This window comes from Lysobacterales bacterium (assembly GCA_016703225.1).
In the GTDB taxonomy this organism is placed as follows: domain Bacteria; phylum Pseudomonadota; class Gammaproteobacteria; order Xanthomonadales; family Ahniellaceae; genus JADKHK01.
In genome coordinates, this window is record JADJCM010000001.1 from 889,232 (window position 1) to 910,108 (window position 20,877).

Sequence of the window (20,877 nt, forward strand, 5' to 3'; positions counted from 1 at the left end):
GCATGCACATCGCCCCCCTGCTGATCGAACTCGGCACCGAAGAACTGCCGCCGAAGGCGCTGGACGAACTCGCGAACGCGTTTCGCGATGGCGTCGTCGCCGGCCTGACCAGGCGCGGCATCGCGCACACGCCGCATTCGGTGCGCGCGCTGCATTCACCGCGTCGGCTCGCGGTCTGGGTCGAGGACGTGGCCCTGCAGCAGCCCGAGCAGCAACTGGAACGGCGCGGACCGGCCGCGAATGCCGCGTTCGACGCCAGCGGCGCGCCGAGCAAGGCCTTGATCGGTTTCGCGCACAGCTGCGGCGTCGGCTTCGAACAACTGCAGAAGATCGAGACCGACAAGGGCGCGTGGTACGTGCATCGCGCCGTCAAGCCGGGCGAGGCCACGGCCGCGCTGCTGCCGCAAATCGTCGAGGAGGCGCTGAAGGCACTGCCGATCCCGAAGCCGATGCGCTGGTCGGACCTCGACTACCAGTTCGTGCGCCCGGCGCACTGGCTGGTGATTCTGCTCGGCGAAAAAGTCGTCGAGGCCGAGATCATGGGCCTGAAGTCGGACCGCATGAGCCGCGGCCATCGCTTTCACCACCCGGAGCCGGTGTGGATCGCCGATGCCAACGACTACGTCGAGGCGCTGCGCAAGGCCAAGGTGCTGGTCAACCCGGCCGAGCGCGCGAACCACGTCATCGCCGAGGTGCAGCGCGCAGCCGAGCCGAGCGGCGGCATGCCGCGGTTGCGCCAGGAACTGGTGGATGAGGTCAAGAACCTGGTCGAGTGGCCGGTCGCGATCGCCTGCACCTTCGAGCGCGACTTCCTGCGCGTGCCGCAGGAAGCGCTGATCATGACCATGGAGTCGAACCAGAAATTCTTCCCGGTGTTCGATGCCGAGGGCCGGTTGACCGAACATTTCATCGGCGTCGCCAACATCGAAAGCCGCGATCCGAACGAGATCCGCAAGGGCTATGAGCGCGTGATCCGTCCGCGCTTCGCCGACGCGCGCTTCTTCTTCGACGAGGATCTGAAGACGCCGCTGGCCGCGCAGCAGGAAGCACTGCAGAAGGTCACCTACCAGCAGAAGCTCGGTTCGGTCTGGGACAAGGTCTGTCGCGTCGGCGAACTCGCGCGCGTGATTGCCGAGCGTCTGCGTTCGATGCATGGCATCGGCGTCGATCCGGCCGAGGCGACCCAGGCCGCGAAGCTCGCGAAGTGCGACCTGATGACGCGCATGGTCGGCGAGTTCCCGGAGCTGCAGGGCATCATGGGCCGCTACTACGCGCGCGCGCAGGGCGAATCGAACGATGTCGCCAACGCGCTCGACGAGTTCTACCAGCCGCGTTTCGCCGGCGACGCGATTGCACCGAGCCGCCTCGGCCAGGTGCTGGCGATCGCGGAGAAGCTCGACACGCTCGCCGGCATGTTCGCGATCGGGCAGAAGCCGACCGGCAACAAGGACCCGTTCTCGCTGCGCCGCAATGGCTTGGGCCTCGCGCGCACACTGATCGAGGGCGGGCTCGATCTCGATCTGAATGCGCTGCTGCGCGAAGCGATTGCGGCGATCTCGAGCGACGGCCTCGACGCCAAGGCGAACGACCTCTACGACTTCATCACCGATCGCCTGCGCGGTTATTACGTCGACCAGGGCATCCGCGGTGATGCCTTCGAGGCGGTGCTGGCGGTGCGTCCGTCCAGCCTGCGCGACTTCGATCGACGCATCCGCGCCATCGACGTGTTCGGCAAGCTGGCCGAAGCCGAGAGCCTGGCGGCGGCGAACAAGCGCATCGGCAACATCCTGCGCCAGGCCGGCGAGAAGCAGTTCGCGATTGCCGAGCACATCGACGCCGCCCTGCTCGATGCCGGCGCCGAAAGCGACCTTGCTCGTGCGCTCGACGCTGCAATCGCCAACACCTCGCCGCTGATGGCCGAACACCGGTACGTCGAGACCCTGCAGCGCCTCGCGCAACTGAAGCCGGTCACCGACGCGTTCTTCGACGGCGTGATGGTGATGGTCGATGACGCCGGCAAACGTGCGAACCGCCTGGCCCTGCTGCGCTCGCTGCGCACCCAGTTCCTCGCCATCGCGGACATCGGCCTGCTCGGATGATCGACACGGCCGCGCTGTTCTCGGTGCCGCTGGTCGATCTGGGCGAGCGCGATGCGCGCTTCCAGGGCATCCTCACGCCGGCACCGGAACTGGCGCAGCGACCGACCGGCATCACCGCGCAGTTCCTGGAAAACGCCGAGGCCTACCACCAGCGCTTCAGCAACACCGCCTACTTCCGGCTGTTGATCGAGCAGGCGCTGGCGGCGACGCCGCTTGCAACCCCGGCGCCGCTGATCCTCGATCTCGGATCGGGTTCCGGAAATTCGGTGTGGCCCTGCCTGGACCTGTTCGCGGACGCGCAGGTCGTCGCCACCGACCTCAGCCCGAACCTGCTCGCGATCCTGCGCGACCATGCCGCTGCGCGCGGCGCCGACGCCGCGCGACTCACGACCGTGTGCATGGATGCGACCCGCGACTACTACGCTGCCGACCGCTTCGACTTCGCCGTCGGCGCCGCGATCCTGCACCATCTGATCGACCCGGTGGCCGCACTCGCCGCCGTGCATGGCGCACTGAAGCCCGGTGGCATCGCGCTGTTCTTCGAGCCGTTCGAGAACGGCAATGCGCTGCTGATGCTGGCCTACGAAGACCTGATCGCCGAGGCCGCGACGCAGCCACTGCGCGAGGACGTGCTCGCGTTTCTCAAGCGCATGGTCCACGACTTCCGCGTGCGCAGCGCGATCCGTGCCGATCAGCCGGGCTTCGCTGAACTCGACGACAAGTGGATCTTCACCAAGCGCTGGTTCGAACGCGCCGCAGCAGCCTGCGGCTATCGCGAACTGCGCATCGAGCCCTTGCACGACCTCGATCGCCCGTTCGCGAACCAGACCCGCGCCAACCTCAACATGGGCCTCGGCCTGCCGCCCGAGGTCCTGCCGGACTGGGCCTGGGCCCGCATCGACCGCCTCGACCAGGCCTTCTCACCCGACCTGCGCGCCGACCTGCTGATCGAAGGGCGCGTGGTGTTGCGCAAGTAGTGGGCGCCCGCAAGTGCTTGATCGCTGTTCTCAAAACGGCTACAAATGTCGCCGAATTGAGAACGCCATGTCCCTTGCGAGCCAACTCTTCGGCAACACCCGCTCGGCCGTGCTGGCCACGATGCTGCTGCGCCCGCAGGCGCGGTACCACGTGCGCGAGCTGGCGCGACTGCTCGACATTTCGCCAGGCACCCTGCATCGCGAACTCAAGACCCTGACCCATCTTGGCCTGTTGACCCGGCACGAAAGCGGGCGACAGGTCTACTTCGCAGCGAACCGCACGCATCCGGTGGCCGACGAGCTTTCCGGCCTTCTGCGCAAGACCAGCGGCCTCGTCGACGTGTTGCGCGCCGCACTGCAGCCCTTTGCCGAGAGCATCGACGCCGCTTTCGTCTATGGCTCGATGGCTGCCGGCACCGAACATGAGCATAGCGACGTCGACGTCATGGTCGTCGGCCAAATCGGATTCCGCGATGCGGTCGCGGCGCTGCACGACGCCCAGGCCGCAGTCGGTCGCGAGATCAATCCCTCGGTGATGGCTTCTGAGGAATTCCGCCGCAAGCGCGCGGCCGGCGATCCGTTCGTCACCACCGTGTGGGGGGCGCCCAAGCTCTGGGTGATCGGGGGCGCGAATGAGCTTGGATAATCTGGCGCGGATCGGTCGGCTCAAGGTCCATGTCGCGGCGCGCGAGGAAATCGAGCGACTACTCGCGGCGGCCAAGCGCAACCTCCGAGATGCGAGCGCCCTCGACATCAGCGACGAAACCCGCTTCGACGCCGCGTACAAGGCGGTCATGCAGTGTGCGCTCGCGGGACTTGCGGTCTCCGGATACCGACCCGCCACGGACCAACCCGGACATCACCAGACCATGGTCCAGTCCTTGCCGCTCACGCTCGGCGTCAATCGGGAAACCATGGTCGTGTTTGACGCGCTTCGCAAGAAACGCAATATCAATGACTACTCCGGCGACCTGATGGATCCCGAGTCGCTGCGGCAGTGCATCCTTGAGGCGGAGTCGTTGCTGAAGCTCGCTCGCGCCAGATTGACTGCGGCTTGAGCAACGGAAGCCGCGCATCTTTCAATCGCCGACCACGGCGGCGTGTTGGTCAGGAGGTGGCCGCGCGGGCTGCGAGCAGCCGGATCACCTCGGCGTCCTCTACCGCAGCGAACTCTTCGTACCACTGGCCGACCGAGAGAAACGGCTCAGGCGTGGCCAGGCAGACGACTTCGTCGGCGAGCACGCGTACTCGCTCCAGGCTCTCTGCGGCGGCCACCGGCACCGCGCAGACCAGCCACGCCGGGTGCTGCGCACGCGCAGCCTTCAGCGCTGCGAACATGGTCGCGCCGGTGGCGAGGCCATCATCGACGACGATCACCGTGCGCCCGCGCAGCGCAATCGGCGCCACGCCATAACTTCGCCGACGCGACTGGATCAGTTCCAGCTGCCGACGCGCTTCCTCGGCGATGTAGCGATGCGGCAGCTCGAACATCGCCGCCGCGGGATTCATGTGCACGCTGCCCAGCTCGTCGATCGCGCCGAGCGCGAGTTCGGGGTTGTGCGGCGCGCCGATCTTGCGCACCAGCACGACGTCGAGCTCACCGTCGAGCGCATCCGCGATCACCCGCCCCATCGGCACCGCGCCGCGCGGAATCGCCAGCACCAGCGGGTTCCGGCCGCGATGCGCCGCGAGCGCCTGCGCCAGCCGCTGTCCGGCATCCTCGCGATCATGAAATGGCAGTCGGGACATCGGTGCATTCCTTCGGCGCGGTGCTCGCCGACGATCTTTCGCAACAGCCTGCGCCCGGTTCGCTGCGGCGTCAACCCGAGCGGTCGGTGACGGTTGCAAAGTCACAGCCGAAGCGCGCGAGATACTTGCGCAGGCGGTCGCCGTCGTTGCTGCTGGCTTTGCGTTCGCGGCTGGCTTGAAACAGCGCGCGGCCGGCTTCGCTGAGCGAGCGGCACCGGCGGCACACGCGCACGACTTCGGCGAGTTGCACGCGGTCGAAGCGGTCGAGTTGTTCGGCGCCGTCGTGCCCGAGCAATGCGCTGAAGTCGATCGCGTCGTCACCCGTGTCGGCGGCGCGGCCGGTCCACAGCCGGCGCAGGCGCGCGATCTCCTCGTCGACGACCGCGATGGTGATGCGACCGGACTCCGACAACGTGGCCATGCGCGTGATCGACGCGCCGAGGTCGCGGAAATTGCCCGGCCATTGCGCATCGATGCTCGTCGCGAAGCGCAGGAAGCGTTCGCGCGCCTCGCGGTTGAAGCGCACCTGTTCGCCATGGTTGCGGGCATATCGCGCCAGCTCGAAGTCGAGGTTCGGTTCGATGTCTTCGCTGCGCTCCTTCAACCCAGGCAGGTAGAAGGTCCACAGGTTCAGGCGCGCGAACAGATCGTCGCGGAAGCGCCCCTCGCGCACCGACTGCGCGAGATCGCGGTTGGTACCGGCGATCAGCTGGAAGTCGCTCTCGATCTCGCGGTCGCCACCGAGCGGCGGGAAGCGCTTGTCCTCGATCGCGCGCAGCAGCATCGCCTGTTCGTCGAGGCCGAGTTCGCCGATCTCATCCAGAAACAGCAGGCCACCATCGGCCGACTTCAACAGACCGGCGCGATCGGACTGCGCGCCGGTGAACGCGCCACGGACGTGGCCGAACAGTGCGCTGCCGGCGCCGTCGCCGCGCAGGGTCGCGCAGTTCACTTCGACGAAGCGGCCCTTCAGGCTCTGCCGCTGCTTCTTCAGTTCGAACACATTGCGCGCGAGCTGGCTCTTGCCGGCGCCGGTCGGGCCCATCAGCAGCATCGGCGACTTCGACTTGCCGGCAACGCGCTCGATCTGCTCGATCATGCGGTTGAACATCGCGCTGCGCGTCTCGATGCCGGACTTCAGGAACTCGGTGGTGTCGGCGCGCAGGTTCGCGAAGCGCTGGGCAATGTGGTCGTAGCGCGCGAGGTCGAGGTCGATGATCGCGTACGAACCGGGGTCGCCGGCCTTCTGCTTGCGCGGTGGCGAGGCCTGCAGCAGGCGACCCGGCAGGTAGCGCGATTCTGCGAGCAGGAACCAGCAGATCTGCACGACATGGGTGCCGGTGGTGATGTGCACGTAGTAGTCCTCGTGCTCGGCATCGAAGGTGTAGGCGCGCACGAAATCGAACAGGGCCGAATACACCTGCTCGAAATCCCAGGGATCGGCGAGGTAGACGTCGTGCACGCGGACCGCGGTTTCCCCCGACACCGTTTTCAGGTCGGCCACGACCTGCGACGTGAGCGACTTGAAGCGTCGCTGGTCGACCAGCAGCTCGATGCGATCGAGCGCCAGATCTTCATGCATGCCGAGGCTGACGGTGGGTCGCCACTTCTCCCAGCGCCCGGCGCCGCCACCGGTGGCGTCGAGTTGGGTACCGATGAATCCGAACACCACCTGACGCTTCATCATCACTCTCTTTGGATAGTCACGATCCCATCGTATCGTTTATCCGGATCGTTGCGCACGACCGATTTCCGCGAGCGTCGACCAAATGCCCGTTTTATCAACGCCTTATGCGCATCGGAGGCAGTTGGCACGGGACTTGAGATAGGAGCCCATCGGCACGATCCCTTCGTGCATGCCAAGGAGATCCCCATGTTGAACAAGCTGCTGTTCGGTGCGAAGCCGCAGGCGACTGACCTCGTCGTCAACGCCGCCGGCGGCAAGGCGCACGCCTTCGACGCGAAGCATGCGCTGGCGCAGCTCGCGATTACCGGCACCTTGAACGACACCTTCCATGCCGACGCGAACACCCAGCTCGACGAGTTGCTGGCGCGCTGCTTCGACGTGGCACCGGCGTACATCGCCAAGACCGCGATCTACGCCCGCCAGCATGGGCGCATGAAGGACACGCCGGTGCTGTTGCTGGCCTGGCTAGCGGCCTTCGACGGCGCGTTGTGCGAGCGCATCTTCGATCGCGTGATCGACAACGGCGCAGCTTTGCGCAGCTTCGTGCAGGCCCTGCGTTCCGGCGTGGTCGCCCGCAAGAGCCTCGGTTCGCGTCCGAAGCGCCTGGTGCAGGCGTGGCTGGAGCGGGAGTCGGATGAATCGTTGATCCAGGCGATGGTCGGCAATGCGCCGTCTCTCGCGGACGTGATCAAGATGGTGCATCCGCGTGCGGCATCCAGCGAGCGTGCGGCGTTGTACGGCTACATCATCGGCAAGGACGTCGATGCTGCGTTGTTGCCGCAAGCCTTGCGTGACTTCGAGGCGTTCAAGCGCGATCCGTCGCTGGTGGTGCCGAAGGTGCCGTTCCAGATGCTGACCGCGCAACCGTTGAGCAAGGCGCACTGGTGTGCGATCGCTCGATGCGCGAGCTGGACGATGACGCGCATGAATCTGAACACGTTCGCACGCCATGGCGTGTTCGAGGAGCGCAAGCTCGTCGAGCTGGTCGCGGCGCGCCTCGCGGATGCGAAGCTGATCGAGAAGGCGCACGCCTTTCCGTACCAGCTGCTGACCACGTGGCAGGCGACGGCATCACTGCCGGAGCCGATCCGTTCGGCCCTGCGCGCGGCGACCGACATCGCCGTGCGCAACGTGCCGAAGCTGAAGGGTTCGGTGGCGATCGCGGTCGACGTGTCGGGCTCGATGAGTTCGCCGGTGACCGGTGTCCGCCAGGGCGCCACCACCGCGACGCGCTGCGTCGATGTCGCCGGATTGATGGCGGCTGCGGTACTCGCCAAGCACCCGGGCGCCATCGTGCTGCCGTTCAACGACCGCGTGCGTCCCTGGGGACGCCCGAAGTCGAACACGGTGATCGAAACGGCGGAAGCGTTGGCGAAGTTGCTCGGCGGTGGAACGGCGGTCAGTGCCCCGATCGCCGAGCTGAATCGCCTCAGGTTCGCGCCGGATACGGTCGTGATCGTGTCCGACAACCAAAGCTGGATCGATCACCGCAACGGTCGCGAAACCGCGACCGAGGTCGAGTGGCGCAAGTTGCGCGGCCGCAACCCGGACGCGCGTCTGGTCTGCATCGACCTGCAGCCGTACGCCAACACGCAGTCGCCGGATGACGGCCATGTGTTGAATGTCGGTGGCTTCGGCGACCAGGTGTGGCAGGTCGTTGCGGGTTTCTCGCACGGCTTGCAGCCGAACCAGCACTTCGTCGACGCAGTGGAACGCGTCGATCTGGACAACGAACACTGAGGCCACGCTGGCAGCGCGGCCTCAGCCGCGCGCTCGACGTCTGTCCGGCACGCGAGTCGATCGGGCAGGACAGACGGGCCGGATGCGAGGGCGCATCCGGTCGGGTGGCGATATGAAGCAAGCGGGCTGCGCCGATCGGCGAATGCCAGTGGGACTACATCCTTAAACTGTCCGTCTCACTAACCCCTCGTCGCCAATCGGCGGAGTCCGCAAGAATCGACAGATGAAATTGGACGAATGCCAGCAGGTCTACATTGTCGCGGGTTCGACTCCCGCCGGTGCCCCGCACCGTAGCTCAGCGGGTAGAGCGTGATGACCTGCTACCCACTCGTCGTCCAACCCAAATGGAATTGCCTGGAGCAACACATGAGCAACTACAACGAAATGAACACGCACGGCGGCGTTCCGGTCAAGATGTGGACGCGCGGTGTGCCGGTCGAGGACGAGGCGATGCGGCAGTTGGCGCAGTTGTCGCGCGTGCCGGTGGTGTGGCCGCATGTGGCGGCGATGCCGGACGTGCATGTCGGCATCGGTGCGACGGTGGGATCGGTGGTGCCGACGCGACACGCGATCATCCCGGCTGCGGTCGGCGTCGACATCGGCTGCGGCATGATCGCGGCGCGCACCTCGCTGCATGCGAACGACCTGCCGGATAACCTGGCCGGCGTGCGCAGCGCAATCGAGAAAGCGGTGCCGCATGGTCGCAGCACGAACAAGGGTCAGCGCGACAAGGGCGCCTGGAACGCGCCGCCGCGCACCGCGTTGCAGGCGTGGACTGGGCTGGAACAGGACTTCAAGCGCTTGTGCGAACTGCATCCGCGCCTGAAGAACACCAACAACCTGAACCACCTCGGCACGCTCGGCACCGGTAACCACTTCGTCGAGATCTGTCTCGATGAAGCGGACGAGGTGTGGGTGATGCTGCACTCGGGTTCGCGCGGCGTCGGCAACGCCATCGGCACGCACTTCATCGAATTGGCCCAGGCCGACATGCGCGAGCACATCGCCAACCTGCCGCATCGCGACCTCGCCTATTTCCAGGAAGGTTCGAAGCACTTCGACGACTACGTGTTCGCGGTCGACTGGGCGCAGCGCTTCGCGCGCGAAAACCGCGCGATCATGATGAGCAACACGCTGGCGACGCTGGCCAAGGCGATCCCGAAGAAGTTCACGTTGACCGAGGAAGCGGTGAACTGCCACCACAACTACGTGCAGCGCGAGACCCATTTCGGCGAGAGCCTGCTGGTCACGCGTAAGGGTGCGGTGAGCGCGCAACTCGGCCAGCTCGGCATCATCCCGGGTTCGATGGGTGCGAAGAGCTTCATCGTGCGCGGGCTCGGCAATGCCGATGCGTTCTGCTCGTGCTCGCACGGCGCCGGCCGCGTGATGAGCCGTACCCGCGCCAAGGCGATGATCACGATCGAGGACCACGTGAAAGCAACCGCCCACGTCGAATGCCGCAAGGACAAGGACGTGATCGACGAATCGCCGGCCGCGTACAAGCCGATCGACCAGGTGATGGCCGCGCAGGCGGATCTGGTCGAGATCATGCACACGTTGCGGCAGGTGGTGTGTGTGAAGGGGTGAGCATTCCTCCTCCCCTTCGCGTCAGCGAGGGGGAGGTCGGGAGGGGGTCGCTCTTGCTTCGCCCAAAGCGGACCCCACCCCAGCCCTCCCCTCCGCGCTGCGCGCGCAAGGGAGGGAGCAATGCCCGGTCTCAATGGAGAATCACGACATGGACTTGACCAAGACGATGCTGACCATCGACGGATCCCAAGGCGAAGGCGGCGGGCAGATCCTGCGCACGGCCTTGTCGTTGTCGATCCTCGAACAGCGACCGATCCGCATCGAACGCATTCGTGCCGGGCGCGCGAAGCCGGGATTGATGCGCCAGCATCTGACCTGCGTGAAGGCCGCCGCGGTGATATCGGCGGCGGATGTGCGCGGCGCCGAGCCGGGCTCGACGACGCTCGAGTTCGTGCCGCATGCACTCGTCGGTGGTGCCCAGCATTTCGCGATCGGCACGGCCGGCAGCGCGATGCTGGTGCTGCAGACGGTGCTGCCGGCGCTGCTGCATGCGGACGCACCGAGCCGGATCACGATCGAGGGCGGCACCCACAACATGCTGGCGCCGAGTGCGAGTTTTATCGATCGCTGCTTCCTGCCGATCCTGCGCCGAATGGGCGCCGAGGTCGAGCTCGCGGTCGAGCGGGTCGGCCTGTACCCGGCCGGCGGCGGGCGCATTGTCGCCACCATCCGGCCCTCGCGGCTGCAACCGATCACGCTCGAGGCGCGTGGTGAACGTCGCGGCATCGGCGCCGAGGCACTGGTCGCGGCCGTGCCCGAACATGTCGCGTTGCGCGAGATCACGCGCATCGCCGACCGCTTCAAGTTGCGGCGCGAACAGATCTCGCACCAGAACCTCGGCACGCGCACCGGACCCGGCAATGTGTTGTCGGTATGGGCCGAGTTCGAGCACATCTGCGAACTGGTGACGAGCTACGGCGAGCGCGGTGTCAGCGCGGAAACCGTCGCCGATCGCGCCGCCGACGCGCTGCAGGCCTGGCTTGAATCGGACGCTGTGGTCGGCGAGCATCTGGCCGACCAGTTGCTGCTGCCGATGCAGATGGCCGGCGGCGGCACATTCCTGTGCGGTCAGCCCAGCACTCACCTGCGCAGCAATGCCGAGCTGATCAACCGCTTCGACGGTGCACGCATCGACATCTGCGCCGAGGGCGGGAAGGGCCACCGGGTGAGTGTCGCGTAGAGCATCGCTTGGAAGCCGCGATGCTCTAGCGATGCTGTATTGGCGCCAGCCGCGAACCTTCGCCGATGCGGTCATCCGGATGCTGCACGACCTGCTCGCCCGCATTCAGTCCGGCGCGGATTTCGGTGACCAGGCCGGCGCGATCGCCGATCTCGACCAGGCGCTGCACGGCGCGTCCATCCCGTGCGACGAACACCGCCCAGCGCCCCTGCACGCGGAACAGAGCGTTCGACGGCACCTGTCGCACCGAGTCTTCCTGGCGCAGCAGAAACTCGACTTCGACACGGTAGGCATCGCCGAGGCTGGCCCATTGTTCGGGCGGCGAGACGAAGTCGAGGATCACGCGCGTACGCTGCTCCTCGACGCCGAGCGCCGAGATCTTGGTGAACCCCGCCGGCTCGATCCGCGTGACCCGCGCCTGCAATTCATCCGCACCACCCCAGCGCAGCACGCGCGCCGTCAGACCCGGGCGCAATTGCACCGCCGCGGTCGACAGCGCTTCGACTTCGATCTCGAGCGCGCGCGGGTCGCCGAGTTCGAGCAGAGGCTGTGCGGCCGCGACCGCAGCGCGGCTCTCCTGGAAGCGGCGCAGGACGACGCCGTCGATCGGCGCTTCGATGCGCAGGATCTCGTTGCCGCCGGCGCTGCCCTGCAGGGCCAGCACCGCGCGTGCCGCTTCGGCGCGTTGTTCGGCGGCGGCGAGGTCGGCGCGCGCCGCGGACTGTTCCGCCTCCTGCTGGTCGACCTTCATCAGCGCTGTCTCGCGTTGCGAGGACGACACCGCATCACCCATATCCTGCAGTCGCTTCGCTTCGCGTTGCGCGAGCTTCAAGGCGGCGTCGGCGGCGTGCAGGCGACTGCGCGCTGCGCGCACCGAGGCGTCGGCCGAGGCGGCCTCGGCGCTGGCGCGCGCACGCGTCTGCGGGTCCATCAATGCACCGGCCAGCGGTTCCAGTTCGGCCACGACCTCACCCTGCTTCACCGCATCTCCCGGCTCACGTTCGATGCGGCGCACCGTGCCCGCCACCGGCGCACTGACCGCATAGCGTTGCTTCAGCCGGGTCTTGCCCTCTTCCTGCAGGCTGACCACCAGCGGCGCCGCGTGTACCTCGGCCAGTTCGACCTGCAGCGCCGGCTCGCGCAAGGCCAGGTAGAACAGTGCCGCGAGCATCGCCGCACCCGCACCCACGCCGAGCCACTGCTTGCGGTTCATGCCGTCACTCCCTTGTCTTGAGCACGCCGATCAGGTCCAGATGTGCGACGCGTCGCTGCACGATCCACGCCGACAACACGGTCGAACCGAGCATCGCCAGCGCCGCAAACCCATAGGTCTCGGCGGAGATCAGGACCGGAATACGGAACAGTTCGGACTGCATGCTCGTCGCCATGTACACGCTGAGCATATAGCCGGTCAGGAAGCCGAGTGGAATCGACAGCAGCACCAGCACGGCGAGCTCGCCGATCAGCACGTAGGCGACTTCGCCGCGGGTGAAGCCGAGCACGCGCAGGCTGGCCAGGTCGCGGCCGCGTTCGGACAGGGACACACGCGCGGCGTTGTAGACCACACCGAAGTTGATTACGCCACCGAGGATCAGCGCGACGTAGGTGAACACGCCGAGGCTCTCGCCGAGGGTGTCGTAGAAATTCTGGATGGCGAGCTTGCGCACGCCGATGCCGCTGATGCGCGGCCGTCTTTCGAGCATCCGATAGAGTTCGGTCTGCGCCTCGGGATCGGCATTGATCAACACGCCGGAGATGCGGTCGCCGTCACCGAGCAGGCGATTCAGCGCATCCAGGTCCATGTACGCATTCACGCCGAGGTATTCATTCACGACCGCAGCAACCACGGCCTCGACGCGCCGTCGGCGCCCCTCGAGCACCTCGATCTCGACGACATCGCCCACCTCGACACCGAGCATGCCGGCGAGATAGTCGGTCAGCAGCAGGCCCTGCGCCGGAATCGGCACACGTCGCAATCGACGATCGACCGGCCGCTTCAGCACACTGTCGGCACGCAGTCCCTGGATTGCGTTCAACTCGCTGCGATGCCCGGCATGCAGGCGCACCGGCACATTGCGGTAACTTTCGACATGCAACACGCCCGGCAAGGCGCGCAACTCGTGGGCAGCGCGCTCGCCGCTGCCTTCGGTGAAATCCACGGACAGGTCATTGCGCTGGCCGATGCGGAACTGCACGTCGATCATGTAGTCGATCGCGTCGGTCTGGAAGCGCCCGATCATCATGATCGCGCACGCGAATGCGAGGCCGACCACGGTCAACAACGACTTCCACGGCCGCCGCTCGATGTGGCGCAGGACCATGCGTGTCGGCTGGCTCAGAAAGCGTGCCAGGCCGAATCGCTCGAACAGCGCCGGTCGATAACGTTCCGGGGCCGGTGGCCGCATCGCCTCGGCCGGCGGCAGGCGCGCCGCCGTGACCACGGCCTGGGCCGTGCCAATGAAGGCGGCGAGCAGGCTGACCCCGACACCGAGCGCGAACACGCTGGCACTCATGCGGAAATCGAGGAACGGAAAGCGGTAGAACTCCTGGTACACACCGGCCATCCACTGCCCGAGGCGGAGACCACCGAGCAGGCCGATCACGACGCCGATCGCGACGATCAGGCTGACCAGCAATGCGTAGTGCAGGCCGATCGCGCGGTTGGAATATCCGAAGGCCTTGAGGATCGCGATCTGGTCGCGTTGCATGCCGACCAGACGCGAGATCACCACATTCAGCAGGAAGGCGGCGACGCCGAGGAAGATGGTCGGGAAGATACGCGCCATGGTGTCGAGCTGGCGCAGCTCTTCGCTCAGGAAGCGGTTCGAGATCTGGTCCTCACGACCATAGGCGCCGAGCCCGCCGTAGTCGGCGAGCACGGCATCCAGCGGTTCGATCACCGCCTCCGGCCGCGTGCGCGCCACCAGTTTCAAGGTCACGTTGTTGAACGCGCCGTCCATGTCGAGCGCAGCTTCGAGCGCGCGCCGGTTCATCCACACGATGGCGAAACGACGGAAGTCCGGGAACACGGTGCCGGGCTGGATCTGGTAGACGAACTCCGGCGAGAGCGCGATGCCGACGATGTGCAGTTTGCGATGCCGCCCGTAGATGGTCGCCGACAGGGTGTCGCCGGGCACAAAGCCATGCGCCTCGGCGAACGCCTCGCTGATCACGGCCTCGTCCTCGCTGCCCGGCGCCAGCATGCGCCCGGCGCGCAGGTAGGGGCGATTCAACACCGGCTCGCCGCTGTCGGCGAGCGACACCATCAGCGCCCGCACCGGATCATCGAAGCCTGGCACGCTCAGGTTCGCGCCTGCGACCAGGCGCGTCTCCAGCGCCTGCACGCCGTCGATTTCGCGGATGCGTTCGGCCACCGACTCGGGCACGCGCCGCGCCTGCGCGAACACGTCGGCGAACGCGTAGTCGCGGTAGAAGCGCTCGCGCGTCTCGCTCAGCGACTCCAGCGTGGCGCGCGACATCACCAGGTTCGCGAGGCCGGCCGCGATCACCAGCGCGATCGCCAGCGCCTGGCTGCGCAGGTGCCAGAGGTCGCGCAATGCCTTCACGTGCAGCGTGCGCATCGCGATCACCAGCGCAGTTCGGCGGCGCGCTTGCGCGTCGCGTTGACCTGCTCGCGTACGATGCGACCATCGGCGAGGTACAACACGCGATGCGCCATCGACGCGATGTCGGCGTTGTGGGTGATGACCACGGTGGTGGTGCCGGTCTCGGCATTGATGCGTTCCAACGCCTCCAGCACCTTCACCCCGGTCGCGGAATCGAGCGCGCCGGTGGGTTCGTCGCAGAGCAGCACCGAGGGCCGCTTGGCGATCGCACGCGCGATCGCGATGCGCTGCTGTTCGCCGCCCGAGAGCTGGGCCGGGAAGTGGTCCATGCGGTGCGCCAGGCCAACCAGTTCGAGCGCGTGCTCGGGCGTCATCGGGCTGCGTGCGATCTCGGTGACAATGGCGACGTTCTCGCGCGCCGACAGGCTCGGGATCAGGTTGTAGAACTGGAACACGAAGCCGACGTGGTCGCGCCGGAACAGCGTCAGCGCGCGCTCGTCGGCGATGGTGAGATCATGGTCTTCGTAGAAAACCCGGCCCGCGCTCGGCACATCGAGGCCACCGAGGATGTTCAAGAGAGTCGACTTGCCGGAACCCGAGGGCCCGAGCAGGACCACGAATTCGCCGCGGCGCAACTCGAGGTCGACACCACACAGCGCCTGCACCTCGACATCGCCCATCCGGTAGACCTTGGTCAGGCCGCTGGCGTGGAAAACGATGTCGGGCGCAGCCGACATGGCGGATCAGCGTTCGACCACCGCCACCACACCCATGCCACCGGCGGTGCAGACCGAGATCAGTGCGCGGCCGCCGCCTTTCTCCGCGAGCAGCTTGGCCGCGGTGGCGACGATGCGCGCACCGGTGGCCGCGAACGGATGCCCGAAGGCCAGACTCGAACCGACCACGTTCAACCTCGTCGGGTCGATGGCGCCGAGCGCCGCCGGGAGACCCAGTCGCTTGGTGCAGTACTCGTCCGATTCCCAGGCCTTGAGCGTGCACAGCACCTGCGCCGCAAACGCCTCGTGGATCTCGTAGTAGTCGAAGTCCTGCAACTTGAGACCGGTCGCCTTCAGCAACTCCGCGACCGCGACCGTCGGCGCCATCAGCAGGCCCTCGCCGGCGACGAAGTCGACCGCGGCGACGCGCGAGTGCGTCAGGTAGGCGAGCGGCGTGTGGCCATTCGCCTGGGCCCAGGCTTCCGAGCTCAGCAACACCGCACTGGCGCCATCGGTCAGCGGCGTCGAATTGCCGGCGGTGAGCGTGCCCTTGCCCGAGCTGCGGTCGAAGGCCGGCTTCAACGTCGCGAGCTTCTCGACGGTGGTATCGGCACGCAGGATGTTGTCGCGCGCGAGGCCACGGAACGGCACCACCAGGTCCTGGAAGAAGCCGCGCTCATACGCAGCCGCGGCCTTGCGATGCGAGTCATGGGCGAGCTGGTCCTGCGCCTCGCGGCTGACGCCCCATTCCTTGGCCATCATCTCGCAGTGCTCGCCCATCGCCTTGCCGGTGCGCGGTTCGCCCACGCCCGGAAAACCCGGCTTCAGTTCGCTGAACGAGAAGCCCTTGAAGATCGCGCCGATGCGCTGGCCGAAGGTCTTGGCGCGATTGATGTTGAGCAGGCGTCGGCGCATGCGCTCGCCGACCACGATCGGCACGTCGGAGGTGGTGTCCGAGCCGCCGGCGATGCCCACTTCGATCTGCCCGAGCGCGATCTGGTTGCCGATGTGGATGCTGGTATCGAGGCTGGTACCGCAGGCGCGCTGCATGGTGATGCCGGGCGTCCGCGGCGACAGGCCCGAGGACAACGCGACCTCGCGGCCCAGATTCCAGTCGGACGAATGCTTGAGCACCGCCCCGAGCGCGACTTCACCGAGCTGCACACCGCTGAGATTGAATCGTTCGACCAGCGATCCAACCGCCTGGATCGACATGCCGGCATTACCGAGATCGAAATAGGCGGTGTTGTTGCGGCAGAACGGAATGCGCGAACCACCGAGGATGGCGACGCGGCGGGCTTGGCTCATGGCGGGCTCCAGCGAACGGGAGCCCGACCCTAGCAAATGCCCGTGGAGTGGTCACGCCGAGCGTCGATCCTCGACATCGACGACGGCAACCGAACGCTCCGCAGCGACGAAGATGGCGTCGGCATAAGCCCAGAAATGCCAGGCAGCGGGGGTCGTGCGCAGCATCCAGTCCAGATGCGCGGCGGCGAAGCGCATCGCCCCATCGCGATCGGTCACCGTCAGTGGCTCGCGGATACGCAGCTTGCGCCGTCCGCTCGCGGGATCGAGCCAGACCGCGAAGAACACGATCGGCACCTTCGACTTCTCGGCGAGCTTGATCATGCCGGTCGGCAGCAATGCGTCGCGATCCAGCACGCGCACGCGCACCTCGCCGCCGAGGTTGGGCACGTCGATCGAGGTCAGCAGGCCGACGCCGGATTGCAGCGCGCGCAGCATCGGTCGCGGCCCGTCGCCGATGTAGACGAGTCCATGATCGCCGCAGCGCACTACTTCGGCATTGCGCCGCAACGCATAGCGGTGCAGCAACGTGTGGCCGGCAAAACTCTGCGCATCCGTGCGCACGGACAGACCGGCAAAGCGCCGCCCGCTGCGACGCAACGAACGCAGCGCCCAGAAACCTGCGCCCCAATGAAACGACAAGGTGATCAGCGGATCGGTGCCGGCTGGCCAGTGGCCGTCGATGTCGAAATGGCGGTCGAGAAAGCGGTCGGAGCGGAACTTGAGCAGGAACAGATCGACGTGGTCGATCAGGTGGTACAGGCGCTGCTCGAAGGCGAAGCGCCGCGGGTCATCGACGACGCCATAGCGCGTGGCGATCGCGAGCGTCGCGTCAACGCGTTCGCGGAAGAACCACGGCCATTGCGCCAACCGCCGCGCAACCCGAAAGCCGACCCACCACGGCATCAGCGCGATCGCGAACGGCAGCAACCAGCGTTCCACCAATACCCGCAGCTCGCGGCGCAGGCGGTTCATGCGTGAATCGGTCATCGGCAAATCCTAGCAGCGCGAGGCGAACGCTCGATCGACCGCTAGACTCGGCGGCCGTTCCATCCGGATTTCGCCATGGCTGCCGTGCTCACCTCGTGTCCCGCCGTACTCGCCCTTGAACTCGTGCCCGAAGGCACGCCAAGCGCGCTGCGCCTGCCACTCGAGTCTGCGCCCTTGCTCGGCGATGCGATCGCGAACGATCTGGCGCGATTGATCCCGGGGGTCGAGACGATGGGCCTGGCGGTGTCGGCGGCCCTGTACGACCAGGCCCAGATCCTGCGCCCGGGCTGGCCGATCCATGGCGAACTGGCGCGCATGCACCAGCAGGCACAGCGCGGCGGCTGGGCACCAGCGATCACCAGTTTCGGCGCTTCCGCCGGACGCATGGCGGCGCCGGTGCTGGAGCCCGATGCGCGCCTGATCGGCAGCCCGCTGCTGCTGGTGCCGTTCGTGCTCGTCGGTCACGCCGCCGATGCGAAACAGGTCGGTGCGCAGATGGAACGCGACTTCGAGGAGAAGGGCCTCGCGGACTCGAACACCGCGCTGCTGCTCAACGAAGCCTTCTCGATCCGCGTCGAGCACGCGCGCTACCTGACCCACCACGACCTCTGTGCCCTCACGGCACTGCAATACGAACACGCCGGCTTCGACGCGATCTGGTCGATCCTCGAATGCGCGCTGCTGTCGCCGGGGCGCGAGCAGCGCGCGTCGCTGGACGATGCGGTCGAGCTGCATTACCGCGACGGGCGCGTCACGATTTCCGGCGATGCGCGATCCGTCGCCCATCGCCAGGCCCACGCCATCCTCAGCGCGCACGGAATTTCGGTCGACGCGATGTAGGAGCGGCCCCGGCCGCGACCGCTGACGCGTTGCGACCGGTTTTCGCGACACCGCGAGATCGCGATGATCGTACGATCCGGCGTCAAAGGTCGCGACCGGGGTCGCTCCTACATCGCATAGACGAAGCGATGCGCAGGGTTCACGGCGCGAAGCGATAGGCGATCTTGATCAGGAACTGGTCGTCGTTGTCGAGCGCGAAGGTGTCGCCGAGGATGCTGCCGAGGCTGTCGTCGCCGAGCAGGGTTTCGCGCTCGAAGCCGCCGCGGCTGTAGACCGCGAAGACGTCGCTCAGCGTGCCGAGCTGGTAGCGATAGCGCAGCTGGAAGCCGAGGTTGCGCACGCGGAAGTCGGCGAGCGGTGTCGAGTTCGCGACCAGGCGACCGTCGGCATCGGGCGTGCGCATGGTGATCGCCTGGGCGTCGATGGCGATTGCCTGCAATTTCAGGCGCAACTCCTGCTTCGCGCCAATGAACCAGTTGAGGTTCGAGTACAGCTCGGCGCGCTTGGCCTCGAAGCTGCCGAAGTTGCGCCCGCCCTGCCACAGCACCCAGTCCTGCTGCTTGCGACCGAACAGGCCAACATCGACATCGAAGCGGTCGCCGATGTGGAACTTCGGTTGCACGCCGCCGTACACGCTGTAGCCGCGGTGCAGGTTGGGCGCGACCTCCAGGTTCGCGTACCAGCCGAACCAGCCGTCGCCCTGGCGCGGCACGTAGCGCTCGCCGAACACGGCGAGACCCGGTTGGCGGCGAATGGCGCCGTTGCCGCGCGAGATCAGGTCGTCCCAGGCGGGTCGCAGATAGCGCGCAATGAGGAACATGTTGCCACCGTCCCGCAGTTCGGATTGGCGCTGCACGGCGTAGCTCTCGCGCAAGGTCAACCCGCGGTCGTTGGTCTGGCGCTGCAGCTCGAACTCGTACTGGTGGCTCGCGAACACGGAGTCGTCCGGCAGATGGTCCTGGCGGTAGGCGCTCTCCCATTCCACAGAAAGGAAGTTGTTGCGGTCCTGGAAGCCGAGGTCATTCAGTTCCATCTCCTTGCCGACATGAATCAGGAAATACTGCTGCCGCCACGGCCCCGGCATGTCCCAGTCGGCGATGATGCCGCCGCCGAAATCGCGCCGCGCCACCCCGGCGGTCTCGGTGTCGGAGTGCATCAGTGCAGCGAGCACGCTCCACTGCGCGTTCGGGCGCCAGCGCGCGTCGACCGAGCTGACATCGGCGACGCGATCGAGGAAGGGGCGATCGACATGCGTCTGCGTCACCCCAAGCGTGAGATCGTCGCCGACATGGGTGGCGCGTGCCAGCAGGAAATCGCGGCCGGCATCGCCGTTTTCGCTGGCCGCGAACACGCCGTAACCGAGGTCGCCGAAACTGCCATTGGCCTTGACCGCGGCATCGATGTCGGAGGCGCCGGAACCGTCATCCGCGGCGCCGCCGACGCGGCGCGTGTAGAACAGCTGGCCGCCCGGATTGTTGACCTCGAAATAGGTCTGGTTTTCGGTGAAGAACGGACGCTTGTCGCTGAAGAAGGTCTCGATCGCGTCAAAGTTCACCACCAACTGGTCCGACTCGACCTGGCCGAAATCCGGATTCAGCGTCGCCGCGAACTGGTGGTCGCCATTGGGCTTCCAGAACAGATCCACGCCGGCCTTGTAATCGTCATCGGCATGCGCGAAGTCGCGACGCGCGACCAGGTAGGGCGTGAAAGTGAACGCCGAGGCGCGGTACTGCGGAATCTCGATGCGTTCGAAGTCGCTCAGGAACCGCGGCCGCGTCCACACCGCGTTCGGGCTGGCCCAGCGCTCGCCGCTGGCAGCGATGACGCGGGTGAAGAACACGCCGATGCGGCGCTGGTCGGCACCGGAGTTCTTCATCGGCGCGATCGCCCACGGGATCAGCCACTCGATGCCGTAACCGTCCTCGTCCTCGTGCACGGCATGCTGCCAGTCGCCGTCCCAGTCGGTGTTGAAGCGGCTTTCCTCGCTTATCACGGCGTCTGCGACATCGCCACCGAGCGTCACCGTGAAGTCGAAGCCGCTGCGTCCGTCGCCGTCGAAGTCGACCATGAAGCTGGCGCGATCGACCGGCACATCGACGTCGCGGGCGAGACGGGTGCGCGTCCGCGGAACGTCGCTCGGATGGCGCGCGTAGAGATACACGGCGATGCCTTCGGGCAGGGCCAGCAGTCGTGCCTCGGTCGCAAAGCGTTCGCTTACCGGCGTTCCGTTGAGCGGCTGGATCTGCACGAAGTCACCGAAGCGGCGCGCGCCCGCCCACTCGGTCTCGTTGCCGCGGCCGTCGATCTCCAGTCCGGCAACGGCCGTCGTGGTCGCCAGCGAGAGGACCACGGCGATGAGGATGCTGCGCATGGCGTACTCCTTCGGGATAGGCAATCTAGGCCGGGGCCGGCGGGCCGCCATCGGTCGTCAGTCATGCCTC

At 66.8% G+C, this 20,877-nt stretch carries 16 protein-coding genes; 8 read left to right on the forward strand and 8 right to left on the reverse strand.

Translation table 11 applies throughout. The annotated features are described in order from the left end of the window. Nucleotides 1–2: 2 nt before the first annotated feature. From IPG63_03940 to IPG63_03955, 4 genes are all read left to right on the forward strand, one after another. Nucleotides 3–2,099 (forward strand): glycine--tRNA ligase subunit beta, encoded by a 2,097-nt coding sequence (locus IPG63_03940; GenBank protein ID MBK6726402.1) that lies wholly within the window; start codon nt 3–5, stop codon nt 2,097–2,099. Then, nucleotides 2,096–3,076 carry a class I SAM-dependent methyltransferase gene (locus tag IPG63_03945; protein MBK6726403.1) on the forward strand — a complete coding sequence of 327 codons (981 nt, stop codon included), beginning with the start codon at nt 2,096–2,098 and terminating at the stop codon, nt 3,074–3,076. The genes IPG63_03940 and IPG63_03945 overlap by 4 nt, the downstream gene beginning before the upstream one ends. A 67-nt stretch (nt 3,077–3,143) precedes the next feature. Continuing rightward, nucleotides 3,144–3,722, forward strand: coding sequence for a helix-turn-helix domain-containing protein (locus IPG63_03950; GenBank protein ID MBK6726404.1), 579 nt, complete (start codon nt 3,144–3,146; stop codon nt 3,720–3,722). Continuing rightward, nucleotides 3,709–4,134 carry a DNA-binding protein gene (locus IPG63_03955; protein MBK6726405.1) on the forward strand — a complete coding sequence of 142 codons (426 nt, stop codon included), beginning with the start codon at nt 3,709–3,711 and terminating at the stop codon, nt 4,132–4,134. The genes IPG63_03950 and IPG63_03955 overlap by 14 nt, the downstream gene beginning before the upstream one ends. 49 nt (nt 4,135–4,183) lie before the next feature. On the opposite strand, the gene IPG63_03960 is transcribed toward IPG63_03955, so the two are convergent. Continuing rightward, nucleotides 4,184–4,825, reverse strand: a complete 642-nt coding sequence (locus tag IPG63_03960; protein ID MBK6726406.1) for a phosphoribosyltransferase — start codon at nt 4,823–4,825, stop codon at nt 4,184–4,186. 70 nt (nt 4,826–4,895) lie between these two features. Further along, nucleotides 4,896–6,509: a sigma 54-interacting transcriptional regulator gene (locus IPG63_03965; protein ID MBK6726407.1), complete on the reverse strand. Its 1,614-nt coding sequence runs from the start codon at nt 6,507–6,509 to the stop codon at nt 4,896–4,898. A 189-nt stretch (nt 6,510–6,698) separates the two neighbouring features. Here IPG63_03965 and IPG63_03970 point away from each other — a divergent pair, with 189 nt between their 5' ends. The 3 genes from IPG63_03970 (at nt 6,699) to IPG63_03980 (ending at nt 11,019) form a co-directional block, all read left to right on the forward strand. Beyond that, on the forward strand, nt 6,699–8,252 hold the full coding sequence (locus IPG63_03970) for an RNA-binding protein (protein MBK6726408.1): 1,554 nt from the start codon (nt 6,699–6,701) through the stop codon (nt 8,250–8,252). 366 nt (nt 8,253–8,618) lie between these two features. Next, on the forward strand, nt 8,619–9,839 hold the full coding sequence (locus tag IPG63_03975) for an RtcB family protein (GenBank protein MBK6726409.1): 1,221 nt from the start codon (nt 8,619–8,621) through the stop codon (nt 9,837–9,839). A gap of 148 nt (nt 9,840–9,987) precedes the next feature. After that, nucleotides 9,988–11,019 carry an RNA 3'-terminal phosphate cyclase gene (locus tag IPG63_03980; GenBank protein ID MBK6726410.1) on the forward strand — a complete coding sequence of 344 codons (1,032 nt, stop codon included), beginning with the start codon at nt 9,988–9,990 and terminating at the stop codon, nt 11,017–11,019. Between the two features lie 25 nt (nt 11,020–11,044). Here the strand turns inward: IPG63_03980 and IPG63_03985 are convergent, their stop codons facing one another. The 5 genes from IPG63_03985 to IPG63_04005 are packed head-to-tail and all read right to left on the reverse strand — an operon-like array spanning nt 11,045 to nt 17,596. Then, nucleotides 11,045–12,232 (reverse strand): efflux RND transporter periplasmic adaptor subunit, encoded by a 1,188-nt coding sequence (locus IPG63_03985; protein ID MBK6726411.1) that lies wholly within the window; start codon nt 12,230–12,232, stop codon nt 11,045–11,047. A 4-nt stretch (nt 12,233–12,236) separates the two neighbouring features. Then, on the reverse strand, nt 12,237–14,600 hold the full coding sequence (locus IPG63_03990) for an ABC transporter permease (GenBank protein MBK6726412.1): 2,364 nt from the start codon (nt 14,598–14,600) through the stop codon (nt 12,237–12,239). Between the two features lie 5 nt (nt 14,601–14,605). Next, nucleotides 14,606–15,322, reverse strand: coding sequence for an ABC transporter ATP-binding protein (locus IPG63_03995; GenBank protein ID MBK6726413.1), 717 nt, complete (start codon nt 15,320–15,322; stop codon nt 14,606–14,608). A 6-nt stretch (nt 15,323–15,328) separates the two neighbouring features. Then, nucleotides 15,329–16,609, reverse strand: a complete 1,281-nt coding sequence (locus IPG63_04000; GenBank protein ID MBK6726414.1) for an acetyl-CoA C-acetyltransferase — start codon at nt 16,607–16,609, stop codon at nt 15,329–15,331. A 51-nt stretch (nt 16,610–16,660) separates the two neighbouring features. Further along, nucleotides 16,661–17,596, reverse strand: coding sequence for a hypothetical protein (locus tag IPG63_04005; GenBank protein MBK6726415.1), 936 nt, complete (start codon nt 17,594–17,596; stop codon nt 16,661–16,663). Between the two features lie 75 nt (nt 17,597–17,671). Here IPG63_04005 and IPG63_04010 point away from each other — a divergent pair, with 75 nt between their 5' ends. Continuing rightward, nucleotides 17,672–18,436 (forward strand): hypothetical protein, encoded by a 765-nt coding sequence (locus IPG63_04010; protein ID MBK6726416.1) that lies wholly within the window; start codon nt 17,672–17,674, stop codon nt 18,434–18,436. A gap of 139 nt (nt 18,437–18,575) precedes the next feature. Here IPG63_04010 and IPG63_04015 read toward each other — a convergent pair whose 3' ends face one another. Continuing rightward, nucleotides 18,576–20,807 carry a hypothetical protein gene (locus tag IPG63_04015; protein MBK6726417.1) on the reverse strand — a complete coding sequence of 744 codons (2,232 nt, stop codon included), beginning with the start codon at nt 20,805–20,807 and terminating at the stop codon, nt 18,576–18,578. Nucleotides 20,808–20,877: the final 70 nt, after the last annotated feature.

Excerpts from the sequence above, each read along its gene's own strand:
- IPG63_03940 (MBK6726402.1), top strand. The coding sequence starts at position 3 with ATGCACATCGCCCCCCTGCTGATCGAACTCGGCACCGAAGAACTGCCG.
- IPG63_03945 (MBK6726403.1), top strand. The coding sequence starts at position 2,096 with ATGATCGACACGGCCGCGCTGTTCTCGGTGCCGCTGGTCGATCTGGGC.
- IPG63_03950 (MBK6726404.1), top strand. The coding sequence starts at position 3,144 with ATGTCCCTTGCGAGCCAACTCTTCGGCAACACCCGCTCGGCCGTGCTG.
- IPG63_03955 (MBK6726405.1), top strand. The coding sequence starts at position 3,709 with ATGAGCTTGGATAATCTGGCGCGGATCGGTCGGCTCAAGGTCCATGTC.
- IPG63_03960 (MBK6726406.1), bottom strand. The coding sequence starts at position 4,825 with ATGTCCCGACTGCCATTTCATGATCGCGAGGATGCCGGACAGCGGCTG.
- IPG63_03965 (MBK6726407.1), bottom strand. The coding sequence starts at position 6,509 with ATGAAGCGTCAGGTGGTGTTCGGATTCATCGGTACCCAACTCGACGCC.
- IPG63_03970 (MBK6726408.1), top strand. The coding sequence starts at position 6,699 with ATGTTGAACAAGCTGCTGTTCGGTGCGAAGCCGCAGGCGACTGACCTC.
- IPG63_03975 (MBK6726409.1), top strand. The coding sequence starts at position 8,619 with ATGAGCAACTACAACGAAATGAACACGCACGGCGGCGTTCCGGTCAAG.
- IPG63_03980 (MBK6726410.1), top strand. The coding sequence starts at position 9,988 with ATGGACTTGACCAAGACGATGCTGACCATCGACGGATCCCAAGGCGAA.
- IPG63_03985 (MBK6726411.1), bottom strand. The coding sequence starts at position 12,232 with ATGAACCGCAAGCAGTGGCTCGGCGTGGGTGCGGGTGCGGCGATGCTC.
- IPG63_03990 (MBK6726412.1), bottom strand. The coding sequence starts at position 14,600 with ATGCGCACGCTGCACGTGAAGGCATTGCGCGACCTCTGGCACCTGCGC.
- IPG63_03995 (MBK6726413.1), bottom strand. The coding sequence starts at position 15,322 with ATGTCGGCTGCGCCCGACATCGTTTTCCACGCCAGCGGCCTGACCAAG.
- IPG63_04000 (MBK6726414.1), bottom strand. The coding sequence starts at position 16,609 with ATGAGCCAAGCCCGCCGCGTCGCCATCCTCGGTGGTTCGCGCATTCCG.
- IPG63_04005 (MBK6726415.1), bottom strand. The coding sequence starts at position 17,596 with ATGACCGATTCACGCATGAACCGCCTGCGCCGCGAGCTGCGGGTATTG.
- IPG63_04010 (MBK6726416.1), top strand. The coding sequence starts at position 17,672 with ATGGCTGCCGTGCTCACCTCGTGTCCCGCCGTACTCGCCCTTGAACTC.
- IPG63_04015 (MBK6726417.1), bottom strand. The coding sequence starts at position 20,807 with ATGCGCAGCATCCTCATCGCCGTGGTCCTCTCGCTGGCGACCACGACG.